This is a genomic window from Acinetobacter sp. ANC 3882 (assembly GCF_022549545.1).
In the GTDB taxonomy this organism is placed as follows: domain Bacteria; phylum Pseudomonadota; class Gammaproteobacteria; order Pseudomonadales; family Moraxellaceae; genus Acinetobacter.
On sequence record NZ_JAKZGB010000007.1, the window covers coordinates 168,801 to 186,950 of the forward strand.

General features: G+C 40.6%; 16 protein-coding genes. 7 read left to right on the top strand and 9 right to left on the bottom strand.

Annotated features, from left to right (window positions below; translation table 11 throughout):
- Nucleotides 1-305: 305 nt before the first annotated feature.
- Nucleotides 306-1,922 (top strand): phosphoethanolamine transferase, encoded by a 1,617-nt coding sequence (locus MMO42_RS13780; RefSeq protein WP_241320933.1) that lies wholly within the window; start codon nt 306-308, stop codon nt 1,920-1,922.
- Between the two features lie 173 nt (nt 1,923-2,095).
- Nucleotides 2,096-3,238 carry a glycerophosphodiester phosphodiesterase gene (locus MMO42_RS13785; RefSeq protein WP_241320934.1) on the top strand — a complete coding sequence of 381 codons (1,143 nt, stop codon included), beginning with the start codon at nt 2,096-2,098 and terminating at the stop codon, nt 3,236-3,238.
- 48 nt (nt 3,239-3,286) lie between these two features.
- Here the strand turns inward: MMO42_RS13785 and pnuC are convergent, their stop codons facing one another.
- Complete coding sequence (gene pnuC, locus MMO42_RS13790; protein WP_241320954.1) at nt 3,287-3,853, bottom strand: nicotinamide riboside transporter PnuC; 567 nt, start codon at nt 3,851-3,853, stop codon at nt 3,287-3,289.
- Nucleotides 3,854-4,254: 401 nt separating this feature from the next.
- On the opposite strand from pnuC, the gene MMO42_RS13795 reads away from it, so the two are divergent.
- Nucleotides 4,255-5,205 carry a DMT family transporter gene (locus MMO42_RS13795; RefSeq protein WP_241320935.1) on the top strand — a complete coding sequence of 317 codons (951 nt, stop codon included), beginning with the start codon at nt 4,255-4,257 and terminating at the stop codon, nt 5,203-5,205.
- Between the two features lie 123 nt (nt 5,206-5,328).
- Entirely contained in the window at nt 5,329-6,930 is a 1,602-nt protein-coding gene (locus tag MMO42_RS13800; RefSeq protein WP_241320936.1) for a CocE/NonD family hydrolase, read from the top strand.
- A gap of 35 nt (nt 6,931-6,965) precedes the next feature.
- Here the strand turns inward: MMO42_RS13800 and MMO42_RS13805 are convergent, their stop codons facing one another.
- From MMO42_RS13805 to rlmE, 7 genes are all read right to left on the bottom strand, one after another.
- Entirely contained in the window at nt 6,966-7,280 is a 315-nt protein-coding gene (locus tag MMO42_RS13805; RefSeq protein ID WP_241320937.1) for a DUF5713 family protein, read from the bottom strand.
- A gap of 170 nt (nt 7,281-7,450) precedes the next feature.
- On the bottom strand, nt 7,451-8,383 hold the full coding sequence (locus MMO42_RS13810; protein WP_241320938.1) for a pyridoxal-phosphate dependent enzyme: 933 nt from the start codon (nt 8,381-8,383) through the stop codon (nt 7,451-7,453).
- A 234-nt stretch (nt 8,384-8,617) separates the two neighbouring features.
- Complete coding sequence (locus MMO42_RS13815) at nt 8,618-10,258, bottom strand: VWA domain-containing protein (protein WP_241320939.1); 1,641 nt, start codon at nt 10,256-10,258, stop codon at nt 8,618-8,620.
- Nucleotides 10,259-10,393: 135 nt separating this feature from the next.
- Entirely contained in the window at nt 10,394-11,152 is a 759-nt protein-coding gene (locus MMO42_RS13820) for an SIMPL domain-containing protein (protein ID WP_241320940.1), read from the bottom strand.
- Nucleotides 11,153-11,248: 96 nt separating this feature from the next.
- Entirely contained in the window at nt 11,249-12,097 is an 849-nt protein-coding gene (folP, locus tag MMO42_RS13825; protein ID WP_241320941.1) for a dihydropteroate synthase, read from the bottom strand.
- 136 nt (nt 12,098-12,233) lie between these two features.
- On the bottom strand, nt 12,234-14,129 hold the full coding sequence (gene ftsH, locus MMO42_RS13830) for an ATP-dependent zinc metalloprotease FtsH (RefSeq protein ID WP_005150407.1): 1,896 nt from the start codon (nt 14,127-14,129) through the stop codon (nt 12,234-12,236).
- 136 nt (nt 14,130-14,265) lie between these two features.
- Nucleotides 14,266-14,916, bottom strand: a complete 651-nt coding sequence (rlmE, locus tag MMO42_RS13835) for a 23S rRNA (uridine(2552)-2'-O)-methyltransferase RlmE (RefSeq protein ID WP_005150405.1) — start codon at nt 14,914-14,916, stop codon at nt 14,266-14,268.
- 229 nt (nt 14,917-15,145) lie between these two features.
- On the opposite strand from rlmE, the gene yhbY reads away from it, so the two are divergent.
- Nucleotides 15,146-15,472 (top strand): ribosome assembly RNA-binding protein YhbY, encoded by a 327-nt coding sequence (gene yhbY / locus MMO42_RS13840; RefSeq protein WP_005150404.1) that lies wholly within the window; start codon nt 15,146-15,148, stop codon nt 15,470-15,472.
- 5 nt (nt 15,473-15,477) lie between these two features.
- Nucleotides 15,478-16,014 carry a DOMON-like domain-containing protein gene (locus MMO42_RS13845; protein WP_241320942.1) on the top strand — a complete coding sequence of 179 codons (537 nt, stop codon included), beginning with the start codon at nt 15,478-15,480 and terminating at the stop codon, nt 16,012-16,014.
- Nucleotides 16,015-16,070: 56 nt separating this feature from the next.
- On the opposite strand, the gene MMO42_RS13850 is transcribed toward MMO42_RS13845, so the two are convergent.
- Nucleotides 16,071-16,649, bottom strand: a complete 579-nt coding sequence (locus MMO42_RS13850; RefSeq protein WP_005296218.1) for a hypothetical protein — start codon at nt 16,647-16,649, stop codon at nt 16,071-16,073.
- 360 nt (nt 16,650-17,009) lie between these two features.
- On the opposite strand from MMO42_RS13850, the gene carA reads away from it, so the two are divergent.
- Nucleotides 17,010-18,149 (top strand): glutamine-hydrolyzing carbamoyl-phosphate synthase small subunit, encoded by a 1,140-nt coding sequence (carA, locus tag MMO42_RS13855; protein WP_005201999.1) that lies wholly within the window; start codon nt 17,010-17,012, stop codon nt 18,147-18,149.
- Nucleotide 18,150 lies beyond the last annotated feature (1 nt).

An 18,150-nucleotide genomic window follows, 5' to 3' on the forward strand; every position in this document is an offset into this window, starting at 1 on the left:
CAGTCAATTTTTCAAAAAGATAGATAAATTTTGGTGCTTTCAATCTATGATCATTACCGAGCTTTAGCGCAAACACCATCCCTATTAACATATCATTTCAAAAAGCAAGAATTGAGGAGAAATAATGGATTTTGCGACGCTTCCATAAACCAAGAATTACCCCTTGTTACCGAGTAAACAGTTAAGCTGTTTAATCAATTTTATTTGCTGTGCAATCAAATACTTCTTAATTTGGAATTGACACGTCCCCGACTTAAAACGATATTAGCACGCTCTGTTACTCTCCCCCATTTTATTAGGCATATATGAAGGCCAGCTTAAAAAACTTTAATATCTTGCTGCTCATCCTGCTTCCAGCGTTCATTACTGGAGGCTTGCTGATCAGCGTAGGTAATTTGTCTGATGGTTTAAGGCTTGGCTTTTTATCTTTACCTGGCATTATTTTTATCTATCTCGCGATTACGCGACAAAAAATATATTGGTATGTCCTGACCATTGCTTGGTGGTTCATCGCATGGCTCGATGCCCTTCTTCGTTCCAGTACATGGTTTTTATTCAATAGCGATAATGAAGCCTATTTTATTATCGAAGCAATTGCCAATACCAACCAACACGAAACTTGGGGATTTATCCAGCTTCATCTCGTCACCATTGCTGCTGTAGTGTTTGGTTTACTGAGCGTGCTCACGCTGTATAGCTTTGCTGTATTCAAACTGGTTAAACCGATTCATTTTAGTCGCCTTTGGCAGAGCCGTGTTTATCGCAGTTGCATTATTCTACTGATTCTACTCACCGTCACCAGCTATTTAATGAAACCTTCTCGCAAGGTGCATCCTGTTATATTTTGGTCTGAGTTCCAAACTAAAATTCAGGATTTTAAAGATAGAATTAAGCAGCATAAAGATGTGCATCATCAATGGGACATGAGTGCAAAAAGTAATTTAGTCTTGACTGACCAAGCCAAAGGCAAACAAACCCATGTCTTGGTCCTGTCAGAAAGTCTTACCAGTCTAAACTTAGGTGTCTGTGATTATCCGCGGGATACCACGCCTGAACTAGCAAAGCGGCTTGCTGAGATTAAAGTGTTCTGTAATGCCTTTTCTCCAGCCCCGTCTACCATCAATGCGCTGCGTGTTTTATTGACCGAAAGTCCTGCCGCAGAACATGACAAATACTCATCGGAAAGTGTACTGGCCTATGCTCGCGCCGCTGGCTATAAGATTTATTGGATCAGCAATCAAGATGATACCTATTTATCGTCTCTGTTTGGCTCTTATGCTGATAAAGCCGTGTATAAAAATAACCGTTCTGGACGCAGTAGCACCTCTTTGGATGAAAGCTTAATCCCAGATTATCAGCAAGCTCTGGCAGACCCAGAACCGAAAAAGTTGATTATTCTTCATCTGATTGGTGCCCATCCAAATTATAAAGAACGTTATCCAGCCACGTTCAATAAATTTACCAGCACCAGCAATGATCAAGTTGAAATGGAGCTTAAAAATCGAGATATTGATCCATGGATTCGCTCGCTGCGTAATGATTACGATAATGCAGTGTTATACGAAGACTCTTTACTAGCGAAGTTTCTAGATGATTTGAGAGCAGATGCAGTGCCAGACTTTAGATCGTTCACTGTTGTATCTGATCACGGCAATGAAGTTGGACATGAAATTGATTATGCGGGACATAGCCCAAATACCAAGGCGGGTTATCAAGTGCCTGTGATTATGTGGTCTGATAAATTACAAAGTACAGGGGTGGATAAAGACAAAACCTTAAATACTGCCGAACTTGATAATAACCTCATGCATATTATGGGACTTAAAGATAAATCATCACCACGACAGTCTTATTGGCAAGATGAAAACTATCAATTTACACCAGAGATCAATTGGCCGTATTGGAAGCATAAGTCTTCATAATACCGAATAAAAAAACGCCAGTTTAGTCCTTTATCTAAGCTGGCGTTTTTTATCGTCAGCTCTCAACTGTAGAATTCTTTATATTTTCATCAAACCATCATACAACTGTCATTGATTTGATAACTTTGGCTTTCAAACTTGCTGTTTGAATATAAAAACCAATGAGCTTATCCATGTTGAAAAAAGCAGTTCTTTGTCTCGGTCTGATTAGCCTAGCAGGTTGTAATGATGACAATGATCATCAAACCAATACCACTCAACCAGAATATCAACTTCCAAAAATTTTAGTGGTTGGACATCGCGGTGCAAGTGCGTTGCGTCCAGAACATACACTTGCCTCTTACCAAAAAGCGATTGATGATGGTGCCGATTTTATTGAACCAGATCTGGTTTCAACCCGTGATGGAGTTTTAGTTGCTCGCCATGAAAATGAAATTGGTGGTACCACCAATGTTTCGACCCTGCCTCAATTTGCCGATCGAAAAAAAACCAAGGTTATTGATGGAATGACTTTGGAAGGCTGGTTTACAGAAGATTTCACCTTACAAGAATTACAACAACTGAAAGCACGTGAGCGTATTCCGCAATATCGACCAGATAATCAAAAATACAATGATCTCTATCCGATTCCGACACTAGAACAGATCATTGAACTTGCAGATGCATATTATAAAAAAACGGGGAAAATCATTGGTCTCTATGTTGAAACCAAACATCCCACCTATTTCCAAAAACAAAATTTGGCAATGGAAGACACACTCCTTAAAACACTGTCTAAATATCAATACACACGAGACATTGCACCTGTTTATTTACAATCATTTGAAGTCAGCAATTTAAAATATTTAAAGAATCAGTTAGATCTACATAAGAGTGTCAAGCATGCGCAATTGATTCAACTCTATGACGCTCCGAATGCAAGACCTGCTGATTACGTAGATCAGAATAATCCCAAGACCTATGCAGATTTAGCAACGGCGAGTGGTCTTAACGATGTCTCAAAATACGCCAATGGTGTCGGCCCATCAAAAGCTTATGTTTTTAAAGATGCGGCATTGAACGAGACGACTTCTTTTGTTGCGGATGCACACAAAGTCAATTTAAAAGTTCATCCTTATACTTTCCGTCCTGAGAATAACTTTCTACCCACCCACTTAAAATGTAGTTCTGATCCAGCTAAAGCAGCCGAACGTTGCCCTACAGGATCGCTCAAAGAAATGCAGCTCTATTTCAAAGCTGGAATTGATGGTCTGTTTACCGATGATCCTGCTTTAGGTCGTCAAGCAGTACAAAGCTATCAAGCCACAACTAAATAATCATTGAACAGTAACAAATAAGGGCAGCTCAGCTGCCCTTATTTATGATTATGCTATTTGTTTCTGCTTGACCTGTTCCCATTGCCACCAGCCATATGCTGCCAATCCCACAAAAGCAGCATATAAGCCTGCTGTAAGGAAAACTTCTTTATAACTAAACATCCCCACGTAGATAATGTTGACAAAAATCCAGAGGATCCATGTTGCAATATGCTTACGGCTAGTCCAATAAGTCGCAAGTAAACTAAACGCCACCAACTGTGAATCCAGCATGGGTACAGCAGCATCGGTAAAGTGTTTAAGAATCAGTCCAAAGATTAGACCAAACACCACCGACAAACACATTTGGAACAGCACAACGGTCTTGGCAATGGGCTCAATCCGAATATCATGATCGTGACGCTTGCCTTTCAACCAATAATAGAATCCATAGACGTTCATCACAATAAAGAAAAATTGCAGGATCGTTTCACCATACAGTTTGATGGTAAAGAAAAAATAGGCATACAACCCACAGGCCAGAAAATTAAACCACCAGCACCACATATTGCGTCGGATAGTCAATGTCACACCAATAAGGCTAATAATCACTGCAACGATTTCTAAAGCAGACAAGAGCAGACTTCTTTCAAGATTTGATAGCAACATTATGGAAAAATCCGCAATTTAAGCAATGCTAAATGACTTATTTTCTTTACTGATATTTTTATCTTTATTTGAGAAAACGACTATTTTTTATCCAAACCTTGTGCTATAAAAAACTGGTCCAATCTAGAATTTTTTATATGTTGATCCACAAGGTTTCTTCTTCACGTCTCATTACCATTGCGCATTGCATTTCTGTCAATGCCGGATGGCGACGTGTCTGCATATTTATGCGAGGAGACTTTAAACATATTCATCCGATGACAAGTTAAAAACATCATATGAAAACAAAGGTCGCCTCAACAGCGACCTTTTTTATTGCCTAAATTTACGACCACTCAACCTACCGTTGTTATCACAGGAGCATGACCATGACACAGTTGCCAGAAAAGAATTTTATACCAAGCACACAGATCCAACCGACTGTAGCCCCTATCCACCCTCGCCTTGCTACAGTCGGTCAATTCATTGCAGTCGTGCTGATTTGGTCATTGACGCCATTGGCCGCGGTCTTGACGGTGCATGAAATTCATTGGGCGTGGGGATTATTTTTTCGGTTCAGTTTGGCCATTCCTTTGGCCTGTATGTGCTTGCTTTATTTTCGACTCAAACTCGACTTCACTTATACAGCCTTCATTAGCTATGCGGCAGGTGCGATTGGCTTATTTGGTTCAATGACTTTTTGTTATATGGGAGCGACTCGTGTTTCATCAGGCATGATCTCAATTATTTATGGCACTGCTCCGCTATGGTCTGGTCTGATTGCGGTATTTATCTTAAAACGGGAACATTTTTTAAAACGCCAATGGTATGGACTTAGTCTCGCAATTTTTGGCTTATCACTCACACTTGGTATAGGAGCGGAACATATTCAACTCGATGTGATTGGCGTGTGTTATGAAATCATTGCTGTTTTACTTTACGTGCTGTCAATGTTTGTCGTTGCAAAAGTAGGTGCAGAAATTCACCCAATCATTCAAACCACAGGTTCGACCATCGTTTCATGGTTCGGTTATCTGTGTTTGTTGCCTTTTTTCTTGTCTGAAATGCCTAATCAGTTACCCAGTCTGCAAACCAGTTTAGCACTACTCTATAGCGCATTATTTTCTTCAGTATTGGCCATGATTTTTTATTTTCACCTCATTCAAAAACTCAACCCAACAACGGTAATGCTGATTACTATTCTAACGCCAGTATTGGCCACTTTTTGGGGTGTATGGCTCAACCACGAAGCTTTAAGCTCACATCTTGTGTTTGGTTTAATGTTCCTGTGTCTAGGTTTATTTTTATATGCCTATCGCAAAAAACCACGTTTGTTATAACCATGAAAACTGATAGGTCAAACAACATGGCCTATCAGTGATAGTATCGAGGCACTGGCTCAAGTACACTGTGTCTACGCACCGCGTGACTTCTCAAAGATTTGTTCAAGGATGAAATAATCTATGCGTTCTTACGTCTTATGGCTTTGCCTCAGTCTGATCTTTGTTTTGCAGGGTTGTGTCCACGCAACAACACAACCGATCTCAGTTACAGGCAAAACAGCCGAGCTAAAACAACGCTATTATCAAGCGAAGACAACAGCGTCTGATGGGACTGTGCTCGCCTTTACCGTCTATCAACCTCATTTAAGATCAGATCAGACTGCCCCATTACTTTTACATACCCATGGCTTTGGTCTTTCTCGTATGAAACGACCTGAGCTCAGCTTGTATGGATTTCTATTGCCCACAGGACAGGTGGCAAAAACAGCTTGGCAAAATGGCTATTGGGTGATCAGCTACGATCAACGGGGGCATGGTGACAGTCAGGGTAAAATTCGGCTGACAGATCCAGCAAAGGAAGCACAAGATGTCATCAGCATCATGAACTGGGCTGAAAAAAATTTGCCTCAACTGGCAAAAAATCAGCATGGTGTTCGTACAGGTATGATTGGTGAATCTTATGCAGGCGGAGTGCAATATCTTGCTTCTGCTTTAGACCCACGTTTACAGGCCATCGTACCAATCACCACATGGTATGACATCGTGCATAGCCTTGCGCCGAATGGCATTCCTAAAAGTAACTGGATTGGTTTCCTCAATCTGATTGGGGATTGGTGGAATTGGAATAAATTTGACCCTGAACTCAAGCAGGCTTATCTGGATACGCAACATGGACAATTAAGGCAATCCACCTACGATTTTCTTAAAACACACCAAGCCAGCTGGTTTTGTAGTCATCATCAGGCCCCTCAAGCAGATGCACTGATCATTCAAGGATTCAGGGATGTGTTATTTCCATTTAATGAGGGTGTCAAAGCTGCACAATGCCTACAACAGGCTCAGCGAGAGGTGCATTTGATTGGCGTACAAGGGGGGCATTTGCAGCCTTTTACCCAACATTCTCCGCTCGGGAGCACGCCATTTTGGTATATCGGTAAATCAGTCAGTTGCGGTCATCAGCAGCAATATAATCTCCAAAAAACCATCTTGGCTTGGTTTAACCAAAAACTGAAAGACCAAACAGCTACCGAATCTTTACCTGAATTATGTATTGACCAAAGTCCAGTGAATCAGCTGACTGAGCTTAGTCCTGTGACTGAATATCAGCTGAAAAAAACATGGGTTGCGCCAACCACCTCGCAAGCGGTATTTGTTCCAATTCATACCGCTTTGCAACCAATTTCAATGACAGGCTCCCCGCGACTCACCCTCAACATGGAAACAGCACCTGAGTATGCGAATGCGACGTTATTTATTTCAGTTGCGGTGAAATCAAAAGTTACAGGGAAATATGCAATTTTAAATGATCAGACTGCGCCATTTAATCCAACTCAAAAAAGAAGTTATGACCAGATTCGATTGGGCTTAAACAATCAAATGGGAACAGCACAAACCATCGAGTTACCTAGTGTCTATGGGCAACTTAAACAGGGTGATACTTTGGGTTTGTTGATCAAGAGCGAAAGCCAGTATTATCAACGAATCAAACAGCCTAAAATTGAAGCATGGATTTCAGGGCAAATTGTTTTGCCTAAGTTTTGGGATGAAACCACTGAGAAATAGTTATTTTTATTATAAAAAACCAACGAGAGTGATTTTTACCACTCTCGATTGGCAATCAATTCTTCCATTTCAATGTCGAAGTAACCGACATCTTGCACCACCATCATCATGGCTTCTGCAATGTAATCTGCGGCAGTGTCATCTAAACTTGAATCCAGGTCTTCAAATTGCGGCTTCATCTCGTTAATTTCAATCAAGGTCTGATTTGCATAACGATAAATTTCCGTATCAGATAAGTCTGTACGACTGACCTTTTTTGAAAAGCGATGGATATGTTGCTTCACTTCAGCGACGAGAATATCGGGATAATATTCATCATCAAACATGGGGAGGAGTAAATCTTCAAACATAAAAAATAATATGCCAATAAAACGCCATGCTTATAACATAATCCGACCAAAATCACGATATTTAGACATAAAAAAAGCGGTTTTTCCGACCGCTTTTTAAAAATTAGTGAGACCATCTACGCGCTAATAAATCCTAGCTATAAGAAAAGTGAAGATACATAACCAATAGGCTAAGCCCTTACTGGTACAGCAAATTGCTCAGCATATTTCGAAAGCTGTTCAAAGGTAATCGAAGCACCACCACAGACAATCACTAAAACGTCATCCTGCGGCATAAAGTTAATTTTTTGATTGTACAAAATAGATAATGTTGCGCCACAGGCAGGCTCGACTAAAGTGCGATGATCATTCAAGAACTTCAAACATGCTAGCACTGCCTCTTGATCAGACACTGTCATCCCTTGAACATTGTGGTTTTTCGAAATCATAAATGCATTTTCACAGACCTGTTTCGCTGCAAGTGTTGTCGCGACTCCTGTCACTTCATCTAGCGTTATATGTTTGCCGATCTTCATTGAGCTATTTAAAGAAGCAGTACCATGGGTTTCAATTGCATAAATTGGAATATCTAAATGATTCTGACTCAAACCTTGATGAATACCAGAAATTAAGCTGCCACCCCCTACTGATAAAATAACAGCATTCGGATGGATACCTTCTTCAATGACTTCATCAATAATATGAGCGACACCATCCCAAAGATATTGATCATCAAAAGGATGAATATAAACAGCCTTTTCATTGACATAGGAAAGTGCCAATTCATTCGCTTCCATCCATGAATCACCATGAACAATGACCTCGGCACCCTGCTGTAACATCAAATCAATCGCTTGTTGCGAGGTGATTTTAGGTACAACGACAGTGACGGGAATATTCAACACATTGCCCATATACGCCACTGAAATACCCGCATTTCCACCAGAAGAACTAATGAATTTCTGCGCACCCTTTTCTACATATTTTAGACAAGCATTGCCAATACTACGTTGCTTAAATGAACCTGTCGGTTGTGAAGATTCCATTTTCAACCAAACATTACAATTATTCAGTTCACTTAATTGGCTCGATTTAATTAGTGGTGTTTTGATACTGAGTGTCACTTTTTATTCCTAATATAAGGATTTTCCAAGTAAATATAACATCGTTTTAAATCGATTTTTAAACCGTTTGATTCATTTCTCTAGACATTTTAGACAAGAATTTTTAACCAAATATTATAATTATTTAGCTCACTTAGCTGAGATATGATGAATATCAATTCGTCATGAACCCAATCAAGCTAGCGAGCGGTCAGCCACCCGAATGCTTCCGACCGCTTTTTTAAAAACCAAACTTTAATCTTTTTTAGCACTTAAGCTTTTGGCAATCTTCGCCAACTCGACAAATTCCTCTCGCATCTGATAAGGATCAGGTTTCGCTGATTGTTGTGCCAATTGGATAATTTGATCCCATCCCAATGCGCCATTGTACTGCCCGCCTTTTAGCTGCTGAGCATACGATGCAACCGCAATCGCAAAGCGTGTATCATTATTAGCTTGAGCAAGGGGCTTACTTTCAGCTTTTACAGCTTGATTTAAAAGAATGCTCTTTTGTTGATTTGGCAATTTATAGCGCAAGTTTACAAAGGCATATTCAGACTTTTTCGTTGTCTCTGTTTTTTTAGATTCCTGATAACGTGAATCATTGAGCCAGCCCTGTTGACCTACTGGAACGATTTCATAAATTGCTGTGACATTATGACCTGCCCCAATATCTCCTGCATCAACCTTATCGTTATTGAAATCTTCCTGTTTCAACATCCGGTTTTCATAGCCGACTAAACGATATTCTTTCACCGTCGCTGGGTTAAATTCGACCTGAATTTTGACATCCTGAGCAACAGTTGCAAGCGTTGAAGAAAGCTGACGCTGTACTACTTTTTTGGCTTCATTTTTATTATCGATATAACTGTAATTGCCATCGCCTGCATCCGCCAGTTGTTCCATGAGCTGCTCATTGTAGTTCCCTGTGCCAAAGCCCAATGTTGTTAAAGAAATACCACTTTTGCGTTTCTCAGCCACCATGCCTTTTAAGGTACTAAAATCAGTAATACCGACATTAAAATCACCGTCCGTCGCCAGTAAAATGCGGTTAATGCCATTTTTCACAAAGGCTTTTTCAGCCTGCTTATAGGCCAGTTGAATGGCTTGCTCACCTGCTGTTGCACCACTTGCCTGTAATGCATTAATCACTGCCAATATTTTATCTTTTTGGTCACCGGCAGTCGGTTCTAGCACCAGCTTTTCACCGCTGGCATAAGTAATAATGGTGACTTTATCTTGTGGACGAAGTTGCTCAGTGAGTAAGCGCAAAGTTTGTTTAACTAATGGTAATTTATCTGATGCATCCATACTGCCCGAGACATCGACTAAAAACACCAGATTGGCAGGTGGCAATTGTTTAGTGCTTAAATCTTTGGCCTGAATGCCGATTTTGATCAGTTTGGCATTTTCTTTCCACGGCGAATCTACCGTTTCAGTCGTGACTGAAAATGGGTGAATACTATTTGGTTGTGGGTACTGATAATCAAAATAGTTAATCATTTCCTCGGCACGAACAGCATCAACGGGTGGTAGTCGGCCATCATTCAAGAAACGGCGTGTGTTGGTATAACTACCTGTATCTACATCAATACTAAAAGTTGAAATAGCTTGATCAGCGACACGATGAACAGGATTGACCTCATTTTTTTGGTATTTTTCAGTGTTCTGTTCTAAACGTGGTCTCTCCATGCTCGGCATGACTGCAATATAAGATGCAGGTGCAATCATCTTGCGAGTTTGTGCCAATCCTTGGTTTGACATGGTTATAGGTGCTGGTGACACTGGCATTGCGGTTTCGACTGTAGCCTGATCGTATTGTTTAACAGGTGTACTACAAGCCATCACCATACAACTGAGCACAGTTAATGTTAATATTTTTGTTGATTGATGCATTGTTCAAGTTCCCAATTCTATTTCGTTTTTTCAAATAAAGTCGATATACAGAGAATTGTATGCAAAAAAAGAAAGATACATCGTATTCGAATGTATCTTTCCAGAATTGCTTATTCATGATCTACAGCAAAAGTTTTACTCAATCGCATAATTGATGGTGACCACTACACGAGCAATTTTATTAATGGTAGCTTTGTCATAAGCACCACCATAATCACTGTCGTCATCCGAACCGCTTTCAGGCAGGATATAAAATGCACCTTGGCTAGCAGAGCGCATCATCCCCACTTTCACACCACCCACTTTGGCAAATTCATTGGCACGGCTATACGCATTCTTGGTCGCATTGGCAATCAAAGACATTTTGATTTCTTCTAAATTCGATACTAGATATTCAGGTTTCTGTTCAATAGCTATGCCTTTTTCATCCAGTCGGTAAGCTTCTTTGGCTGCCTGTTCAATCTTCTTGATATCGCGACTAGCGATCACTAAGGATTGCAATGCCATATAGCCTTTAAACTCACGATTGATCCGCCCTTCGCCCATATTCACTTCTTCATAATAGGGTTGAGAACTTTTATTTCCGAGTTGCATATCCGCCGCTTTAAAACCATGCTCGACAAAAAAGCTTTGTAACTCTTTCATTTGTTGATCAAGCAATTGATACGCTTGTGGAATCGTGTCAGACGTGTGGCTGGTTTGTAAGTGAATCTCCCAGCGTGCTGAATCGGCTTGAATTGGTTTTTCAGCCAAACCCTTGACTGTAATAGAATTTTTAGTGCTATTAAACTGTTTCAGTGCAACACCCATCACCCCAGCAGAAATAATAAAGCCAAGGCTAAGAATGAGCGCAAACACCCATAAACTTTTATATGTAATTGTTTTACTTTCCATTTTTAATATCACTTATCTTATTTTATAGTCTTGTTATATTTAATCTATTCAGGCAAGTCAATAGAGCCCTCAAGCTCTACTGACATAGCAATAAATTTAAGCTTGCATCATGTTCCAGACTTTTATCGCATCGCGAGTGGCTTTAACGTCATGGGCACGAACGATACTTGCCCCCTGCTGAATACTGAATAGATGCCCTACCACGCTGCCAACCGCGCGCTCTTGCGCAGGTACACCATTTAAGGCTTCACCGATAAAACGTTTACGTGAAAGGCCCGATAAGATTGGGTAGCCCATTCGATTGAGCTTCCAAAACTCATTCAGCAATTGAAAATTTTGCTGTGCATTTTTGGCAAAGCCAAAACCAGGATCGATAATGATATTTTCTTTTCTGACTCCCACTGCAATCGCTTGATCCAAGCGTTGCTGCAATTCAAAAATCACATCTTCCGTCACATCATCATATTGATCGAGCTGATTCATATTGGTCGGTTCACCCCGCATATGCATCAGCACCACAGGAATATTCAACTCAGCAGCGGTTTCCAAGGCCTGTGGACGTGTTAATGCACGAACATCGTTCCAGATATGTGCACCAGCTTGTACGGCAGCACGCATCACTTCTGGCTGACTGGTATCAATCGACATGATTACATCATAATTTGAGAGGGCTTCGACTACAGGAATCACTCGACGAATTTCTTCTGCTAACGTCACAGGTGATGCATTTGGACGTGTCGATTCTCCGCCAATATCGATGATGGTTGCACCCTCTTCAAGCATCTGTAAAGCATGTTTGATCGCTTGATCTTTTTGATGGTGCTGCCCACCATCACTAAATGAATCAGGAGTGACATTCAAGATGCCCATTACATGAGGCTGAGAGAGATCTAATTTAAAACGACCGCACTGTAACTGATATTGTGGTAATGGCATCAACTGCATGATCAAGACTCTTGGTACTTTAACGGGCTTATTTTAACAACACAGCCCCTAGAACGTTGATGATTTATTTTCAGTTTGGACTAAAATCCAAACAAAAAAAGAGCGACCGAAGCCGCTCTTTTTATTTCATCTTGATTTAGCCCATTGCTGGTAATGGTGGTGGTGTAGATGGACCATCTTTCGGTGGTTCAAATGCAGCCACTGGATTTTCAGCAACATAAACTTTAGGTGGTTGAGGTTCACGACCTTCCATGATGTCACGGATTTGATCACGATCGATTGTTTCCCAATCCATCAATGCTTTCACCATTGCATGAGCGATATCTTTGTTATTTTCCAAGATATCACGTGCAACTTTATACTGTTGATCCAAGATACGACGTACTTCTTCATCTACTTTTTGTTGCGTAGCTTCAGAAATCGTACGACTACCTACATTACCGAAGAAACCATTTTGGTTTTCATCTTCATAAACCATGACACCAAGCGCATCAGACATACCATATTTGGTCACCATTGCACGCGCCATTTTAGTTGCACGTTCAAAGTCGTTAGATGCACCTGTCGACATTTGGTTAATGAACACTTCTTCTGCAATACGACCACCAAATAAGATTGAAAGTTCATTCAACATCTTATCTTTATAATGGCTGGTTTGATCTTGTTCAGGAAGCTGCCAAGTAACACCCAATGCCCAACCGCGTGGCATGATGGTTACTTTATGCACTGGGTCTGTACCCGGTAAGATTTCAGCAACAATTGCATGACCCGCTTCATGATAAGCCGTTGCACGACGTTCTTCTTCACGAATCACCATCGATTTACGTTCAGGACCCATGTAGATCTTGTCTTTGGCATCTTCAAAGTCATGCATATCCACCGTATTTTTATTACGGCGAGCAGCAAACAATGCAGCTTCATTGACTAAATTCGCAAGTTGCGCACCTGAGAATCCTGGTGTACCACGTGCAAGAACTTTAAGATCTACACCTGTAACAGAAGGAAGTTTCTTCAAGTGAACATTTAAAATTTGTTCACGACCACGGATGTCTGGTAAACCGACCATCACTTGACGGTCAAAACGGCCTGGACGAAGCAATGCTTTATCCAATACATCAACACGGTTGGTTGCAGCAATAACGATCACGCCTTCATTGCCTTCAAAACCATCCATTTCAACAAGCATCTGGTTCAGGGTCTGTTCACGCTCATCATGACCACCACCTGTACCCGAACCACGATGACGACCAACTGCATCAATCTCATCAATAAAGATGATACAAGGCGCATGGCGTTTTGCTTGTTCGAACATGTCACGGACACGAGAAGCACCGACACCGACAAACATTTCAACGAAGTCAGAACCAGAGATACTAAAGAATGGAACTTTAGCTTCACCAGCAATCGCTTTCGCCAACAATGTTTTACCTGTACCCGGAGGACCAACCATCAGTACACCACGTGGAATGGTTGCACCAAGGCGTTTGAATTTTGCAGGGTCTTTTAAGAAATCAACGATTTCAACCACTTCTTGTTTTGCTTCGTCACAGCCTGCAACATCACTAAATGTTAACTTGATTTGATCTTCAGATAACATTTTTGCTTTTGACTTACCAAAACTCATAGGACCGTTTTTGCCGCCTGCTCCACCGCCCATATTACGCATGAAGAACATGAATAATAAGATGATGAGCAATACAGGGAAACTCGCAATGAGAAGTTGCATCAAAATGCCTTGACGTTGTGGCGCTGTGCCTTCAACAACTACATTTTGTTTATTCAAGCTTGGTAGCAACTCAGTGTCTTCTACTTGAGGACGAACCGTCTCAAAGGCAGAACCATTGGTTTTTTCACCATTAATATTTAAACCGTCAATTGTGACTTGTTTAATTTGCCCAGCATTCACCGCTGCAACGAAATCAGAATATTTCATCGCTGCAGGCTTATTGCGGTCACTGACGTTGCTAAAAATCAAAATCAGAACACCGAGTATGATGAGCCACAATACGGCATTCTTGAAGTAATCGCTCAAGGCTTTATTCCCATATCAATCTAATTTGATCATACCTAATCTTGGCTGACCTTCACAAAAACAGCAATGAATTTGCTTTGCAAAAAACTTAAAAGGTACAAAATGCACAATTTTTAACAACTTGGCAAGTACACTTTTATTGCAATGCCTTTTTACGACCTTGGCCAATCAAAAAAACTTCTTTCGATCGAGCACGTGATGCCGCAGGTTTGGCTGTTTTTAATACATCAAAACTATCGACCACCTGTTTTCGGAACTCATCAAATCCCGTCCCTTGGAACACTTTAACAATAAACTGTCCGTTTGGTCCGAGAACTTTCTGAGCAAAATCCAAAGCCAATTCACATAAGTAAATTTGACGCGGTTGATCAACAGCCCTATTACCTGATGTATTGGGGGCCATATCTGAAATTACAATGTCTACTTGACGTCCATTTAAAATATTTAACAATTTTTCGAAAACTTCTTCTTCACGGAAGTCGCCTTGTAAGAAGGTCACATCTGGAAGTGCATCCATTGCAAGGATATCTGAAGCAATCACCAAGCCCTTTGACCCAACCAGTTTACCTGCAATTTGAGACCAACTGCCTGGTGCTGCACCTAAGTCGACAACCGTCATACCAGGCTTGATCATTTTATATTTTTCTTGGATTTCAAGTAGTTTATATGCGGCACGTGCGCGATAACCTTCCTTTTGTGCTTTTTTGACAAAAGGGTCATCCAAATGCTCTCGCATCCACACACGACTGCTTTTAGACAATTTTTGATTGGTAATGCGTGTTGCCATAACTCACTAAATTTCAAAAAACTTCTGATCAGTCATTGTACGTGAAAATTACTCTCATTACAGTACGGATGTACTTCATTCACACGAAGTTTTACAGATTTTTTTCGATCAACACGATTGATTATTTTTAGCAATTTTCACATTTTTGTTTCAAGTGCTGGTCTGCTCAATCTATCTTAGATTCGGGATGCAAGTTATACTAGGTCGTTTTTCCAATCAGGTATTTTTAATGGCGGCTTTATCTATCCATGAACGTAAGCGTTTACGTCAAATTGGCCATGCGCTTAACCCAGTTGTAATGATTGGTAGCCAAGGTCTCACAGAAAACGTCATTGAAGAAACAAATCGTGCGCTGAATGACCACGAGTTGATCAAAGTAAAAATTGCGGGTGAAGACCGTGATGCACGTGCGGCTGTAATTGATGCGATTGTTGAAGCAACAGGTGCAGAGTCTGTACAGAAAATTGGTAAAATTGTTTTGCTCTATAAAAAAGCAGCCAAACAAAACCAACACCTTTCTAACTTAGTTCGTTTTGCTCATTTAAGTAATAAATAATTACGATGGCAAGTTATGAACTGTCTGCCTTTGATCGCTTTAGCGCCATTACCGTAGTTGGAGCGATTGAGCAACAAACGCCAGCAACCCTAAATGTTGGTTTTTGGGTTCGTGACCCAAATCAATTTTTGATCTACCCAGATCAAGTCGCTGCGCATCCACGTCAAGACTTTTTATGGGAACAGACTTGCTTTGAGATTTTTGTTGGTGTGAAAGATGAAGATTTCTATCGTGAAATTAATCTCTCCCCTTCTCAAGCTTGGCAAGTCTATCAATTTGAAGAATATCGCTTTCCTGAAAATATGCCGCCAATCGCTGCGTATGACATTGAGCTGAATCATTTACAGCGGACCCATTATGGTTTAAACGTCAGTTTAGATCTGTCCCAATTCATGCAACAACATAAATTGAAATGGTCTGACTTATATCTCGGTCTAAGCATGGTGTTGAATACCACACAAGGTATGCATTATTTTGCAATGCAGCACAGTAGTCCTCAAGCTGACTTTCATAATAAACGCGACTGGTTGCATCAGTTCTAATGTTTTGTGCATAAAAAAAGCGAGAAAAATTCTCGCTTTTTTTTGTATACAATTTATTAGCTTGCTCGTACTTTATTCCAAGCTTCAACAGCTTGCTCTTTAGTACGTTTAAGGCTCACAACTAAAGTATCTTTATGCTTCACTGAAATTTGACTAATGTCATCTTTCAACTCTTTGCTCACTTTAGTTAAGTCTTCGATCAATGCATTTAACTCTGTTTTTAATACATTTTTCAGTTCAAGCAAGTTACCTTGCGATGAATTAAGTTGAGTTTTAATCACTTCAATGCGCTCTAAAAGATCTTGTTTGATCTGTACAAGCTGATTTTGAATGTTTTGGTTTAACTCTTTTGCTTCAGTCTCAATTTTTTCTTGAGTTTCCGCTAAAGCTTCTTTCACTTGACCTTGAGTCTCAGCAATCACTTCTTTGGCTTGCTCTTGAGTTTCAGCAATCACTTCTTTTGCCTTCGCTGTTTTTTCTGCAACCGCTTCTTTCGCTTTTGCAGTTTTCTCAGCAACTACTTCTTTCACTTCAGCAGTCTTTTCAGCAACCACTTCTTTCGCTTTCGTGGTTTTTTCAACTACAGCAGCTTTCACTTCTTCAGCAGTTGCAGGTGTTGTTTGATTGTCAGCCATTTTGTTTCCCCTCATTATTGATTGTTGATTTTTTGGCTAGCTATAAGATAAAACGGCTACAACTCAAACACGAAAAAAATTGTCTAACAATTTGCATAATATCTCATGATAACGATATCTGGATGAGCGATTTTGCAATAGACACCTCTGTCCGCTTGCTTAAAAAGAATTCGATAATTCCTAACTTTAATAAATAAAACACATAGACTTTTCACGGACTCATGCGTATAATGCGCTGTTAAGTTACAAGCGAGCAGACTGGAAGGAGGGGCATGTTTTTTTAAAGACGGCCTGCCTTTTTTTATGTCTTCTCGCTTTTTTACAGCCCTATTTTTGTGGTCTTAGTTCAGGAGCTTTGGTTTGAGCACCCCCGCCATTTTAGCCCTCGCAGATGGAACGATCTTTAAAGGAACGTCTATCGGTGCATCGGGTAGTACGACTGGTGAAGTCGTTTTTAACACTGCCATGACTGGTTATCAAGAAATTTTGACCGACCCAAGCTACGCACAACAAATTGTGACGTTGACTTATCCTCATATTGGAAATACTGGCTGTAATAGTGAAGACGTTGAATCAGGTCGCATCCATAAAGTATGGGCGAATGGTTTAATTATTCGTGATCTGCCTTTATTACACAGTAATTTCCGTGCTGAACAATCTCTCAGTGAATACTTGGAACAACATAATGTTGTTGCGATTGCTGATATTGATACGCGTAAATTGACTCGTATTCTACGCGACAAAGGTGCACAAAATGGTTGCATCCTTGCTGGCGAAAATATTACAGAAGAAGAAGCAATTGCAAAAGCACGTGCATTTGGCGGTTTAAACGGTCTCGATCTTGCGAAAGAATGCTGTGATCCGACGGGTTTTGAATGGACTGAAGGTTCTTGGACTTTAGGCGAAGGCTTCACTCAACCAGAATTAAAATTTCATGTTGTTGCATACGATTATGGTGTCAAAACCAACATCTTACGTATGCTTGCAGACCGTGGCTGTAAATTGACTGTTGTTCCTGCACAGACACCTGCTGAGAAAGTACTCGCACTCAATCCAGATGGCGTGTTCTTGTCAAATGGTCCTGGTGATCCAGCAGCATGTGACTATGCCATTGAAGCAGTGAAAACCATTGTTGATACAACCAACTTACCTGTATTCGGTATTTGTTTAGGTCACCAAATTTTAGCGCTCGCTTCTGGCGCGAAAACCATGAAAATGAATCATGGTCACCACGGCGCTAACCATCCTGTACAAAATCTTGAGAAAGGTACAGTGATGATTACTTCTCAAAACCACGGCTTTGCTGTTGACGAGAGTACTTTACCTGCAAACTTAAAAGTGACACATCGTTCACTGTTTGATGGTACAAACCAAGGTATTCATCGCACTGACAAACCAGCATTCAGTTTTCAGGGTCACCCTGAAGCCAGCCCTGGTCCACATGACTGTGCCCCATTGTTCGATCATTTCATCGAACTTATCGAAGCAGCTAAGAAGTAAT

Coding starts and splice junctions, on each gene's coding strand:
- MMO42_RS13780 (WP_241320933.1), top strand. CDS start 306: ATGAAGGCCAGCTTAAAAAACTTTAATATCTTGCTGCTCATCCTGCTT.
- MMO42_RS13785 (WP_241320934.1), top strand. CDS start 2,096: ATGTTGAAAAAAGCAGTTCTTTGTCTCGGTCTGATTAGCCTAGCAGGT.
- MMO42_RS13795 (WP_241320935.1), top strand. CDS start 4,255: ATGACACAGTTGCCAGAAAAGAATTTTATACCAAGCACACAGATCCAA.
- MMO42_RS13800 (WP_241320936.1), top strand. CDS start 5,329: ATGCGTTCTTACGTCTTATGGCTTTGCCTCAGTCTGATCTTTGTTTTG.
- MMO42_RS13805 (WP_241320937.1), bottom strand. CDS start 7,280: ATGTTTGAAGATTTACTCCTCCCCATGTTTGATGATGAATATTATCCC.
- MMO42_RS13815 (WP_241320939.1), bottom strand. CDS start 10,258: ATGCATCAATCAACAAAAATATTAACATTAACTGTGCTCAGTTGTATG.
- MMO42_RS13820 (WP_241320940.1), bottom strand. CDS start 11,152: ATGGAAAGTAAAACAATTACATATAAAAGTTTATGGGTGTTTGCGCTC.
- folP (WP_241320941.1), bottom strand. CDS start 12,097: ATGCAGTTGATGCCATTACCACAATATCAGTTACAGTGCGGTCGTTTT.
- rlmE (WP_005150405.1), bottom strand. CDS start 14,916: ATGGCAACACGCATTACCAATCAAAAATTGTCTAAAAGCAGTCGTGTG.
- yhbY (WP_005150404.1), top strand. CDS start 15,146: ATGGCGGCTTTATCTATCCATGAACGTAAGCGTTTACGTCAAATTGGC.
- MMO42_RS13845 (WP_241320942.1), top strand. CDS start 15,478: ATGGCAAGTTATGAACTGTCTGCCTTTGATCGCTTTAGCGCCATTACC.
- MMO42_RS13850 (WP_005296218.1), bottom strand. CDS start 16,649: ATGGCTGACAATCAAACAACACCTGCAACTGCTGAAGAAGTGAAAGCT.